Genomic DNA, 12193 nt, shown 5'->3' with positions numbered 1-12193 from the left:
ACCACCAACCCCGTTCGCTATGCTTTCTCCCCTGACACGATTCTCCGTCGCCCCCCTGCACGCCGTCACGCGCTCCCTGGCTGATGTCGCCTCCGGCCGAGCCGCTCCCGACCTCGTCATCAAGGGCGGCCGCGTACTATCCGTATACACTGAGAGGATACGGGAAGAGAAGGAAATCTGGATAAAGGAAGGGCGCATCGCCGCGGTCGCACCCGCTGGCGCATGCCGTTTTTCAGGCGTCAAAACCTACGATGCCGGCGGCGGGATCATCGCCCCAGGACTCGTCGATCCGCACATTCATATCGAGAGCAGCATGATGACCGCTTGCGCCTATGCCGAAGGGGCCTTGCTCAATGGTACCACCACTATCTTTTGCGACAGTCATGAGATCGGAAACGTCAGCGACGTCGCCGGCATCGAGTGGATGCTGGAGGATGCCCGACAGGCGCCGCTCAACATTTTCCTGACCTTGCCTTCTACCATACCTGCGACCAATGCCGCCATGGAAACCTGCGGTGGCGATTTGACGCCGGATAAGGCAGGGCAGCTGTTTGACAAGTGGCCGGAGATCGTGGCTTTAGGAGAAAAGATGGACTTCGTGCCGGTGTGCATGGGGGATCCCCGCTCGCACGGCATCATCGCCGAGGCCCTCAAGCGAGGCAAGCCGGTCTGCGGTCACATCTACGGGCGCGAGTTCGTTTCCGCCTACGCGGCCAGCGGCGTGACCGATACCCATGAGGCCATCGATCGGGACATCGCCGACGATTTTCTGGAGGCCGGCATCTGGGTCTTTTTGCGTGGAGGTCCGCCTACCACGCCGTGGCATAGCCTGCCTGAAGCGATCAAGGCAGTGACGGAGCTCGGCGCGTCGCACAAGCGGGTCTGCGTCTGCACGGACGATCGCGACGCGGACGATCTCTTCGAATTCGGGCTCGATTGGGTGACCCGTCAGGCAATGGTCGCGGGTCTCAGCCCAGCTCAGGCTTGGAGCGCAGGCTCTTTGCATCCCGCCACGCGCTACGCCAAGGATGGGGACTTTGGAGCGCTCGGTCACGGGCGCCGGGCGGACATCGTTTTGTTGAACGACGACTATGAGGTGCAGAACACCTGGTACGGCGGATCGCTGATGGTGGAAGCAGGCAAGGTCACCTCGCTCCTGGATGAACAATTGAGCGATCATCGCTACGTGTATCCAAAACCCGCTTACGAGACGATCAACTACAGCGACGAGCTTTCCTTGTTGCCTGAGGTGCCTGCTGACGCCAGAATGGTGAACCTGATTCGGGCGGAGCTCCCGGGGATCGTGACCTTGCGAAAGTCCGTCGCATTCGATCCCGCGGTCAGCTGGGACACGTTTCTCAGCGACAACGACCTTTGCTACCTCACAGTGGTGGAACGCTACGGGAAGACGGGCGAAATCGGCTACGGATTCTTGCAGAATTTCGGTCTCAAGGGCGGCGCGGTCGGCAGCAGCGTCGGTCACGACGCCCACAACATCGTGATCGCGGGCGCCAACGAGGCGGACATGCAGCTGGTGGCCAAGACCATCAAGGAGCTGCGAGGCGGAGTCGTGGTGGCGAGGGACGGCCAGGTCATCGCGTCAGTGGCTCTCCCCATTGCAGGACTGCTCTCGGACAAGCGGGCCACGGAGGTGGCCGAGGAATCCAGCGAGCTGAAGAAAGTCTGGCGCGAGATGGGCTGTACGCTGCCATACATGGGCTTCAATCTGCTGCCGCTATCGGTCATTCCGGAGATCCGACTGACCGACAAGGGGTTGGTGCTGGTCCCGGAAATGGAGATCGTGCCCCTTTTCGAGCGGTAGGGACGTCAGCCGCCCAAAGTTGAGCCAAATTCAAGTTTCTACGAGGGGAGGGTCTGTTTTCTTTTACAGAAAGCAGGGCGAGGCGGAGCTTTGTATTCAAAAAAGCCCTTCATGGAGATTCGGGCTCGGCACACTTGAGCAAAAATAAAAAAGCGGGGAAAATGCGAACCAATGCACAGGTCTAGCACGGGGTCTGCTAGAGGGACTGAACCTTATCAGTCATGCACGAATCAAATAAACAACAGATACGACGAGCGGCCCGCATGTTGCCCGCGCTTGTTTCCGCAAGCGTGCTCAGCGCAGGCCTTTTTGCCCAAGACGAGGAGCCGGAGGAACTGGACGCCTTCATCTCGGAGGAAGTGCCCATCGAGGAGAACATCCTTCCAACCTCACGACCCTTCAACTCCGTGTACGGCACGGATCGCAGCATTCTGGATACGCCGCGAAACGTCACCATCATCTCGCGAGAGCAATTGGACTCCATCGCGATCAAGGACGTGCGCGACTTTTCCAAGCTCACGTCCAGCTCCTATACTAAGACAAATTTCGGCTCGCCCTCCACGCCCAACCTGCGCGGCCAGGAAGCGGACCTTTTCGTGAACGGCATGCGCCGCGGCGGCTCGGTGAATGGAAACGGACTGCCGGTCAACTTCAACGCGGTCGAATCGGTCAACATCGTGAAGGGACCTGCTGGCGTGGTGTATGGAACGACCAACTACCTGGGCGGCTATGCGGACCTCATCACCAAGAAGCCTTACTTCGACGCGGAGCGAGGCTCCTTCGGCGTGAGCGTCGGTTCCTACGACCAGTACACCTGGAACGTGGACTACAGCAAGCCGGTGAGCGACAAGCTGGCCTATCGCGTATCCTACGAAGGAAAGGAGTGGGACGGCTACTGGGAGCTCTGGAAGCAGAACTCGCAAGCCCTCTACTTCGCCCTGACCTACCGCCCCAACGAGAAGTATACGCTTGAGGCGAACATCGAGTATTTCCAGGCGGACTACACCGAGAACTGGGGCATCAATCGCGTATCTCAGGACCTGGTGGACAATGGCTTGTATTTGCCGAACGCTCAGACCGATCAGGAGTATCTGGACTACATCGCCATGCTGGGCAATGGCGCGGGCTTCTGGGCGGGGACGCCGGGTGTGGACTATGCCAGCCAGTTCGGAGGCGCCGGCTTCGCCACCATCGCTCTGCCCGACCTCGACAACCCCGTGCCGGTGGATCGCACCTGGAAGCTTGCCGCTCCGGGAGACGACTCCTTCGGACGCATGGTAAGTGGCGGTGTCGACCAGACCTTGAAGCTGGAGAATTTCGATCTGGTCAACAAGACCTTCTTCTCCTGGAAGGATCGCCAGACCTTTTCGTCCTATCACTACTCCGAGCTGTTGCGCGACAACATCGCCTTTGAGAACCGCACCGAGATTCGCTTCAACAACGAGTTCGGCGACGAAAGCTCCTTCGATATCAACGCCGGCGTTCGCCTTCGCTACGACGACATCTGGTCGGCGAATCACTTCTACAACGAGCCGGTCAACTTCTGGGATATGACCCGCGATCCGGACACCCGACGCGTGCCCGATCAAGGCTTCCTCGGAAGCGCCGCATGGGTTTTCGACGAAGAGCCTCGCGGTGTGCTCGACCACTGGTACATCGGCATCGACGCCTTTGCCGACGTGCCGTACGTCACCGGCGGCGACGGCAAGAATTTCATCTTCGGTCCGTTCGCCCAGTTCGATCTCAAGCTAAACGACACCTTCAGCGTGCTGGCTGGCTTCACCACCGACTTCGTCGATGCGGAAGAAGTTCACCCGGTGCTCGGAGAATCGGGATCCTTCGATTTCAGCGGCGACGGAACCATCGCCGACGACATGGCGGAGCGCGGCTACCTGCTCGATGAGAGCACGGAGCTGGACAACTACAACCTCAGCTTCATCTACAAGCCTTCGGAAATCTCCACGCTCTACGCCACCTACAACTTCAGCGAGACCTACAGCGTGGATACAGGGGGACGTATTCTGCCGTCCAGCTTTGGCGATACCCAGGAGAGCGACCTGCTCGAATTCGGAACCAAGTTCGTTTTCGCTGATGGCAAGTTCTTCCTGAACGCGGCTCTCGTGGATCGCGAGTTCACCGAGCGAAATATCGACGGATCGGTCGACCAGGTATTCATCGACGCCTACGAAATCGAGTTCAACTATCAGCCGAATCGGAACCTCTTCGCCACCCTTGGATTCAGCTACATGGATGCGGAGCGTACCGCTGGTTTCTTCGCCTCTCCCTACACCATCGACCGAGCGGACGAAACGGGCGGCATCTACATCTCTCCGCTGTTCCTCGCTCCGAGCGAGCTCGTGCCGGCGCCTGGCATCCCGGAGAAGCTGGTCAACAGCTTGATTCGCTACAAATGGGATAACGGATTTGGCATGACGCTCGGCTTCATCGGCTGGGGCGATACCTATTCCGGCTACTCGGATTTCGAGATCGCGGTTCCGGACCTTACCGGCGCCAACGGAGGTGAAGACTACATCCTCACCGCCAATACCGCTGTATTGGGATTCCAATACGAAGCGGACTTGAGCTTCACTTACGAGTACGAAAACTGGGCCTACAAGCTCACCATCTTCAACGTGACGGACGAGGAGAATTGGGATGTAAACAATTCCGGATACGGAAACGGTTCCATCCTTCCCCGTCAGCCAGCTCGCTTCGAGCTCTCGGCTAAGTACTCGTTCTAGCTTTTCGACAGGACATCTAACTCTGAGCTACAGCGGCTGCCCTCTTCGGAAGGCGGCCGCTTTCTTTATGCCCTCACGGCTGAAGACGAGGGGCCGCGCATCGGAAAGCGGGAGTGCCGACTGGCGCCGGGCCGACCGTTGACGACGCATCTGCGCCCATCGAGCGTCTCGGGGGCGCATCTCGAAGCGAGCGCTTAGGCTTCTTCAGCCCACTTGGTGAAACGAGGCGAGAGCAGGCCTGCCAGTATGAGCTGCAGCGGGTGGTAGCACATCAGTGGGAGAATGATCAACCCGATGGAGACCGCCGCCATGCTTCCGCTTTGATTGGCGAAAATGACCGATGCCATCGGGACGCCGGTGGCCAGCGTTTTTTGAGAACCGCAAAAGAAGGCGGCGATTCGCTCGGGGCGGCGGCTCGTGATCAGTTTCGAGCCAAACCACACCACGGACGAAAAGAGGAGCAGAAAGACCAGGGTGACGACGAGAGTGGCGAGCACCGCAGGAGCCCCGATTTGCAGCCAGATCCCGTTTTTCACGCTCTGGCAGAATGCCGCGTACACGATGAATACGATGAAGCCGTTGCTAAGGCGCTTGAAGAGCTTCTTGGAGCGGTTTACCCATTCGCGAACGAATGGACGTAGCAGTTGGCCAACTACGATGGGCAGCAGGACCAGCAGCGAGAGTTTTCCGATGAGCTCGCCAAGCGACCCTCCCTGACTGGGACCCGTCGCAAGGAGGAAGGCGCAGAGCGTAGGGGTGATGAATATGCCCAGGATATTCGAGAGCGTAGTGGAGAAGAGCGCGGTCGATCCGTCCCCGCCGCTGGAGGAAGTCATCACGATGGCTGACGAAATGGTGGTCGGCAGGGCGGCGAGGTAGAGGAAGCCTGGATGTATGTCTGGTATCAGAAACATCCCTACAAGGGGAAGATAGCCCAGCATGAGCAGGGGGGCGATCACGAAGTTCGCGACCTGGCAATAGAAGTGGATCTTGAACTTGGCGGCGCTGGCGGCGATCTGACGGGTAGGTAGCGAAAGGCCCTGCAGAAGGAAGGTCAGGAAAACGGCGATCTTGGTGGTGAGCTCGGCCCGAAGCGGTCCTCCCTTTACGCCGAGGTCCGGTAGGAGAATGGCAACTACAACGGCGCCGACCAGAGCGAGAGTGAAGCTTTGGCTGGCGAGGAGATTCTTGATTCGAACTGGCATGATCGGAGAAGGATGGCATCATTTGCTTTCCAAGGCTTGGGGGCAATGAGCTTTTCGGTTTTGCGAACGAGCCTCCGGCTGGACGAACGCGCCAGGGCGCAGGCGCTGCGGGCTAGTGGTACGCTTTTTTTGACGGCTCCTCCTACGAGGCGGCTCGCAGCTTTCGTGTCGAGGCGAGGGCCAGAGTCATGATCATGGCGGTCAGACCACCAGTCGCCACTTTGGATGAAAAGATGGCCGAGAGAAACTCGGGCAGGCTGGCGACGAAGTCTTCCTGGCTGGGGATGCTGAAGGCGAGCCCGAGGCTGATGGCGAGAATGAGCATGGCGGAGTTGTCCAGGCCCGCTCCTACGATCATGCGAAATCCGGCGGTAGCGATCATGCCGAAGAGCACCAGTGTGACCCCGCCCAGCACGGGACTGGGCATGATGCTGAAAAGGTAGCCGGTTTGAGGAAGCAAGGCGGTCAGTATCAGGATTCCTGAGACGTAGAATCCGACCTTTCGGCTGCCTACCCCCGTGAGCTGGATCACCCCGTTGTTTTGGGAGAAGGTGGCGGTCGGGAAGACGTTTAACAACGATGCGAAGGCGCTGGTGATGGCGTCGGAAAGAATGCCGCCGCGCACCCGCTTCCAGAAGTCGCTGCCATGCGTTTTTAGGCCGGAGAGGCTCGCGGTCGCTGACAGGTCGCCGATCGCCTCGATGGAGGAGACGATGTAGATGATGGCGAAGGGCAAAAGAAGCTCCCATTTGAAATCCAGTCCGAAGGGAAGCGCTTGTGGGAGCACGATCCATTGTTCGCTGTCCGTGGCCGGCCATTGGATGATCCCGAGCGCCGCGCTCAGGGCGTATCCTGCTAGGATGGCGATGATAGGGGCGCTCATGCGCAGCAAGGGTTTGGCCGAGAGTTGGGAAAGCAGCAGGGCCAGGACCACGAGCGAAGCGATAGAGGCGTTGACGCTCCAGCTGATGCCTTCCCCCAGATCGCCCGCGATGTAGTAGCCAGCCACGGGGATAAGGTCTAAGCCGATGATCAGAACCACGATACCGGCAACCAGCGGGGAGATGATCGAGCGAAGCTTTGGCAGGAAGAAGGCGAGGGCGAACTGCACGGGAACCGCTGCGAGGGCCATGCCGCAAGCCAGTGGGACGCCGCCTTCGCTGCCAGCTCGGAGCAGGAGGTCGACGTAGGCGAAACTGGTTCCGTTTACCGAAAGCAATCCCGAGCCTATCATGCCGAAGCGCTTGGCTTGCAGAAAGGTGCCGACTCCCGAAGCGAAAAGGGCCATGCTGATCATGTAGCGCTGGTCGGCGTCGCTCACGTCCACGACCGAGCAGAAGATGAGCACTGGCGTGATGCAGCCCACGAACATGGCGATGACCTGCTGGAATCCTGCGAGCAGGGCTTTAGGGGCTGGCATCGTGGAATCGTGCGGGTAGAGCAGGGAGCTTTGCCCTGCCACGGCCGGTTTCGAGGAAGAAGCTTCAGGGGGCGGCGTTTCGACTAGCATCGCGATTCCGTGAGCACAAACCCTACCAGATTCGCCCGATGGATACGGAAGAATCAGGCCGGGGATCGGAGCGTGTTGACAGGTCGAGAAGCGTATGTGGATCGGCGCTCGAAAGCTCTCCGGGCGCTTAACCTGCTCAAGGGCGACTTTGTATGAGTCGCGAAAGCAAATACCTCGTCCTGTTTGGCTTTTACGTCGGCTTCTGGGGGATGCTCCAGAGTCTGACGGTGAAGCTGGTCCCCTTGGATCTTGCCTGGATGGGGCTGGGAACTTTGGCCTTTAGCTATGGTTCGTTCGTGCACGCTCTCACCTTTCCCTGCACCGATGCGGTCGCGGAGATCTGGGGAGCCAAGCGGGCTCGTTCCATGGTCTACATGGGGGTGGTCGTCTACCTCTTTTGCACGCTGATGCTTTTCATAGGCGTGCAGCTGCCACCCGCCGAAGGCTGGGAAAACAACGAGGCGTATCGAGTCCTGTTCCAGGGAGCCCCTCGTATCGTAGCCGGGTCCCTAGTGGCCACGATGGTAGCCCAGCTTTGGGATATCTATGTATTCGAATGGGTGAAACGAAAAACAGGCCAGCGATACCTCTGGCTGCGAAACAACGCGTCGACCTTCGGTTCCCAGCTTTTGGATACATCGATTTTCTACGTCATCGCGTTCTACGGCGTGATTCCCAACGAGGTGTTGCCGAAGGTGATTCTCGGATCCTATCTGCTCAAGATGCTTGTCGCCATCGTGGATACGCCGATGGTCTACCTGATCGTGCGCTGGATCACTGGGTCCTGGACAGCCAAAGGCGATGTGGAAAGCGTGTGCTAGCTGCGATCGCCTACTCAATGGTGCCAGAAATCGGCGTGCAGCGAGAGCAGTTCGTCTTCGATCTCGGGAAACGGTCCGTGGATTTTGATGCGTTTTTGTCCCGAGCGTAAAACGTTTCGGCAGGTGAGGCTCAGCGTGGGGTTTCGATCGTCGGAACCGGTGACCTCTAGCAACCGTTTTTCGGATACGCCATAGACGAGCTGTCCGATGTTCGCCCAGTACAGCGTGCCCGAGCACATGGCGCAGGGTTCGAAGCTGCTGACCAAAGTGCAGTTCCAGAGGTAGTCGCTGGGGAAAAGGCTGGACGCGTAGCGAGAAAGCTCGGTTTCAGCGTGGCGCACGGTGTCGACGTTTCCCTGGGTGAGCAGGATCTCCTCGTCGTCCGGAGCGACCAGCACTGCGCCGAATGGGTGGTTTCCGTTGGCGACGGCGATAGCTGCGACTTCGTTGCAGGCTCGCAGGTGGGATAGCATTTGCTTTCGAGTCATGAATCAGTTGGTCGCGGCGATCTTGGCGTTGATGTGTTCCTCTGCGGTGATTGCGGCGTAGCGAGAGGGGTTGTCCTCGCTAATGCAGGACGGTAGTGGGTCTATAACTACGTCCGGATCAGGATCGCTGAAAAAGGCGATCGATAGTCGGCCGCTCTTCGCGGCGGAGGGGCGGACTTGAACGCGGTGGGCAGTCGAGCGGTAGACGTCGTTGGTCCATCGCGCGAGCAGGTCGCCGGTATTGATGACGATCGTTCCCGGCAGGGGAGGCGCTGGCAGCCACTCTCCGGTTTGGCTCATGACCTCCAGTCCGCCTGTGTTGTCTTGATAGAGCAGGGTGAGCGTTCCGTAGTCCGTGTGGGCTCCAGCTCCGAGCTGGCCCTCTTCGTGGGTTTCGCTCGGAGGGTAGTGGAGCAGACGCAAGGTTTGGGTGCGTCCGCTGTGCTTGTCGGTGAAGAAATCCTCCGGTAGATCGAGCGCCATGGCGAAGGCGCTCATGAGTCGTTCCGCGAGGCGACGGCAATCATGGTAGAAATCAGCCGTAACCTGACGGAACAGCAGGCTTGGCCACAGGTCGGCGTGTCTCACAATGCTGGATACATCCCTCATTGTGAAGGACTCCTTTTGATCTTTCGGCTTGCTCGGATCGAGCCCCTCCTTGCCGATGGCATGGTAGCCAAAGTTGAGGCGCTGATCGAAAAGGTAGCGTTCCTTGAGATCCTGGTTCGCGCTGAAGAATCGATGCGCGGTGTCGCGCAGCGCTTCGAAGGTTTCCGGCGCGATGCCGAAGTTTTTCAAATACATGAAACCGACCTCGCGAGCGCAGCGGTCTACCTCTCTTGCGACCGCTTTTCGACGCTCGATCGAGTCGCCGAGCATTCCGCTGAAGTCTACGATGGGGATGGCATTTTCCATTTTTCTAGGGAAGAGGACTTTCAGCACGATCTGTACCAGCGCCTTCGGCCGGGCAGGGCGACTAGTTAAAGGCTATGAAGGTACCTGCGGGCGGGGCCACCGCTTTCCCATCGCGAAGCAGGCAGCGACCGCGTTGCCAGGTTTCGCTTATCCTGTACCGAGTTTTCAGGCCGCAGTAGGCGCTATGGCGATGGCGATAGAGCAGACTATCTGCATCGATGCTCAGAGGGGAAGGGAGCTCTTCCACCAGGACGAAGTCGGCGTCGTAGCCGATTTTAAGAGCGCCTTTATTAGGTAGGCTGATCAGGGCGCTGGGCTGGGCGCAGGTTAGGCTAATCAACTTCGCGAATCGCGCCTCGTCTTGGCGCCCGAAATTCCACAGAAGGGGCAGACCGTGCTGCAATCCGCTGATGCCGCCCCAAGCGTCGTAGAACGGGCTTCCCGTCTTCATGTCGGGCGGGCAGGGCGAGTGGTCGGAGCCGATGGTGTCCAGTTTTCCCTGATCCAGAGCCTGCCATAGTGCGAGGCGAGTCTCCTCCGGTCGAAGCGGAGGGGCGCACTTTGCGTTGGGGCCGATGCGATGGGCGTCTTCGGTGGAAAGCAGCAGATAATGGGGACAGGTTTCGCAGGTGACCTTCACTCCCGCCTGCTTGCCGAGGGCGATGCGATCGAGCACCGCTGGCGAGCTGACGTGCACGATGTGGATCGGACAGCCCGTTTCCTGGGAGAGCTCCATGGCGATTTCCACTGCTTTGATCTCCGCCTCTACCGGACGCGAGTACTCCCAGTCGAAGGCGCTGATGCGCGTTCGTCCTGCAAAGTCCACTGTATCCAAAACCTGGGGATCCTCCGCGTGGATGGCGAGGAGCTTGCCCGTGTGAGCGATCTCCTTCATGCCCGCTTTCAAGGTGGCGTAGTCGCTGTTCTGAAAATCATCGGTTCCGCTGGGCGACATGAATGCCTTGAAGCCCGCCACGCCCGCCTTGGCCAGTGGCGCGATTTGATTGACGTTTCCTGGCACTAGCCCACCCCAGAGGCCGAAGTCGATCATGGACTTCGACGCGATCGCGGAGAGCTTGGTCGCGAGATCCTGCGTGGATACGGTGGACGGGATGCTATTGAGCGGCATCTCCACTACGAAGGTGGCCCCTCCGGCAGCTGCTGCTAGTGCCCCGGTGGCGAAGCCTTCCCAATGGGTTCGACCAGGCTCGTTGAAATGAACATGCAGGTCGACTGCTCCAGGAAGACAGCGCTTGCCCTCGGCGTCCACGACCAGACGAGCCCGTTCGCGATCGAAGGAAACGATCTTTCCTGCATCGACGCTCAAGCTCGAGGTCCTCCAGGAGCCGTCGATGTATGTCGTAACGTTATGAATACAGAGGTCGATCATGATCGGCTTGATTGCGTCACGGGCTTTTGCTCCATGCTGCTCGCGGCTTTTTTCGATGGGAAGTTTTGATCGATTTCGCGAATGACATCCACCCATGCATCGAGGGCGGAACGGATGTCGCTAGGGTCGGTGTATTCATCCGGGTGGTGACTCAACCCGTCGCGGCAGCGTACGAACATCATGCCTGCTCGGCAGGTTTGAGCGATCTTCAGCGTATCGTGTCCCGCTCCGCTGGTGAAGCTGGTCAGTCGTTTCTGGTGTCGACTGATGCACTTGCTGATAGCCTTCTGCACGTCGCGATCGCATTCGATGGACTCGGTCCGCTGCATGACATCGATCTCCATCTCGATGGAGCGATTTCTGGCGATGCGGCGAAGATCGCTTTCAAGCTTTTCGAACAAGGCGTTGAGTCCGGCAGTGACGGGATGCCGGAGATCGATGGTGAAATCGACTTCTCCTGAAATGGCGTTGATCGCGTTGGGCTGATTGTTTAGGTAGCCGACCGTGGCCCGAGCGTTTGGGTTTTGGGCGAAAAGGGTTTCGACAGCGAGGATCATTTCCGAGGCCGCCACCAAAGCGTCTTTTCGCATCGGGAAAGGAGTGGTGCCTGCGTGGCCTGACTTTCCTGTCAGCGAAATTTTGATACGCATCTGGGCGGCGATCCCGTCGACGACTCCCAGCGGCAAGTCGAGGGACTCGAGAATCGGACCTTGCTCGATATGCGTCTCCAGAAATATGTCGTCTTCCTGGATTAGGGCGGGTGGTCGATTGATGGAGCTCGTATCAAACCCGCGGGCCTCCAAAGCTGCGCCCATGGTGATACCGTCTCGATCCTTGCGGTGGAGCATGCCAAGATCGAATGCGCCGCATAAGTAGCTGCTGCCTAGGAAGGTCGAGCTGAATCGGATCCCTTCCTCGTCGCAGAAGCCGAGCACGTTGATGAAATGGCGAGGCTGATAGCCTTCCTGTTGAAGCAATTCCACCGCAGCGATGCTCAGCAACAGACCCAGCGTGCCATCGTATTTCCCGGCGTTGATCACGGTGTCGTAGTGGGATCCGATGTGTAGGGAGGGAGACTGGGCGTTTTCGGAGGGCCAGGAGCCGACCACGTTCTGCATGCCATCCACCTGTGTGATCAAGCCGGCCGAATTCATCCAAGACTGAATGAGTCGGGAGGCTGTATCCATCTCTCGTGACAGGAATATGCGTGTCAAGCAATGGTCCGACGAGCTGATTGTGCCGAGTATCTCAATACGCTCGAGCAATTTTTGAAAGACGACGTCTCTGGGATCGGGTCTCAT

At 58.9% G+C, this 12193-nt stretch carries 9 protein-coding genes; 3 read left to right on the top strand and 6 right to left on the bottom strand.

The window, feature by feature from the left end:
* Positions 1–19 precede the first annotated feature (19 nt).
* Both QEH54_RS20845 and QEH54_RS20840 read left to right on the top strand, forming a co-directional pair.
* Entirely contained in the window at positions 20–1822 is a 1803-nt protein-coding gene (locus tag QEH54_RS20845; RefSeq protein WP_309020655.1) for an adenine deaminase C-terminal domain-containing protein, read from the top strand.
* Between the two features lie 221 nt (positions 1823–2043).
* Positions 2044–4563: a TonB-dependent receptor plug domain-containing protein gene (locus tag QEH54_RS20840; protein WP_309020654.1), complete on the top strand. Its 2520-nt coding sequence runs from the start codon at positions 2044–2046 to the stop codon at positions 4561–4563.
* 194 nt (positions 4564–4757) lie between these two features.
* On the opposite strand, the gene QEH54_RS20835 is transcribed toward QEH54_RS20840, so the two are convergent.
* Together QEH54_RS20835 and QEH54_RS20830 are read right to left on the bottom strand one after the other, a co-directional pair.
* On the bottom strand, positions 4758–5768 hold the full coding sequence (locus QEH54_RS20835; protein ID WP_309020653.1) for a bile acid:sodium symporter family protein: 1011 nt from the start codon (positions 5766–5768) through the stop codon (positions 4758–4760).
* Positions 5769–5910: 142 nt separating this feature from the next.
* A complete protein-coding gene (locus tag QEH54_RS20830) occupies positions 5911–7188 on the bottom strand; it encodes a solute carrier family 23 protein (protein ID WP_309020652.1) in 1278 nt (425 codons plus the stop codon).
* Between the two features lie 242 nt (positions 7189–7430).
* On the opposite strand from QEH54_RS20830, the gene QEH54_RS20825 reads away from it, so the two are divergent.
* Complete coding sequence (locus QEH54_RS20825) at positions 7431–8099, top strand: queuosine precursor transporter (RefSeq protein ID WP_309020651.1); 669 nt, start codon at positions 7431–7433, stop codon at positions 8097–8099.
* A 14-nt stretch (positions 8100–8113) separates the two neighbouring features.
* Here QEH54_RS20825 and QEH54_RS20820 read toward each other — a convergent pair whose 3' ends face one another.
* The 4 genes from QEH54_RS20820 to QEH54_RS20805 form a co-directional block, all read right to left on the bottom strand.
* A complete protein-coding gene (locus tag QEH54_RS20820; RefSeq protein ID WP_345785683.1) occupies positions 8114–8587 on the bottom strand; it encodes a nucleoside deaminase in 474 nt (157 codons plus the stop codon).
* Between the two features lie 3 nt (positions 8588–8590).
* Entirely contained in the window at positions 8591–9502 is a 912-nt protein-coding gene (locus QEH54_RS20815; RefSeq protein ID WP_309020649.1) for a 2OG-Fe(II) oxygenase family protein, read from the bottom strand.
* A gap of 61 nt (positions 9503–9563) precedes the next feature.
* Positions 9564–10892, bottom strand: coding sequence for an allantoinase AllB (gene allB / locus QEH54_RS20810; RefSeq protein WP_309020648.1), 1329 nt, complete (start codon positions 10890–10892; stop codon positions 9564–9566).
* Positions 10889–12193 (bottom strand): M20 family metallo-hydrolase, encoded by a 1305-nt coding sequence (locus tag QEH54_RS20805; RefSeq protein WP_309020647.1) that lies wholly within the window; start codon positions 12191–12193, stop codon positions 10889–10891. The genes allB and QEH54_RS20805 overlap by 4 nt, the downstream gene beginning before the upstream one ends.

It is taken from the genome of Pelagicoccus sp. SDUM812003 (assembly GCF_031127815.1).
GTDB lineage: Bacteria > Verrucomicrobiota > Verrucomicrobiia > Opitutales > Opitutaceae > Pelagicoccus.
The sequence above is the reverse complement of the archived record's forward strand: the minus strand, read 5'-3'. Positions and strand labels throughout refer to the sequence as shown.

Coding starts and splice junctions, on each gene's coding strand:
- QEH54_RS20845 (WP_309020655.1), top strand. CDS start 20: ATGCTTTCTCCCCTGACACGATTCTCCGTCGCCCCCCTGCACGCCGTC.
- QEH54_RS20840 (WP_309020654.1), top strand. CDS start 2,044: ATGCACGAATCAAATAAACAACAGATACGACGAGCGGCCCGCATGTTG.
- QEH54_RS20835 (WP_309020653.1), bottom strand. CDS start 5,768: ATGCCAGTTCGAATCAAGAATCTCCTCGCCAGCCAAAGCTTCACTCTC.
- QEH54_RS20830 (WP_309020652.1), bottom strand. CDS start 7,188: ATGCCAGCCCCTAAAGCCCTGCTCGCAGGATTCCAGCAGGTCATCGCC.
- QEH54_RS20825 (WP_309020651.1), top strand. CDS start 7,431: ATGAGTCGCGAAAGCAAATACCTCGTCCTGTTTGGCTTTTACGTCGGC.
- QEH54_RS20820 (WP_345785683.1), bottom strand. CDS start 8,587: ATGACTCGAAAGCAAATGCTATCCCACCTGCGAGCCTGCAACGAAGTC.
- QEH54_RS20815 (WP_309020649.1), bottom strand. CDS start 9,502: ATGGAAAATGCCATCCCCATCGTAGACTTCAGCGGAATGCTCGGCGAC.
- allB (WP_309020648.1), bottom strand. CDS start 10,892: ATGATCGACCTCTGTATTCATAACGTTACGACATACATCGACGGCTCC.
- QEH54_RS20805 (WP_309020647.1), bottom strand. CDS start 12,193: ATGAGACCCGATCCCAGAGACGTCGTCTTTCAAAAATTGCTCGAGCGT.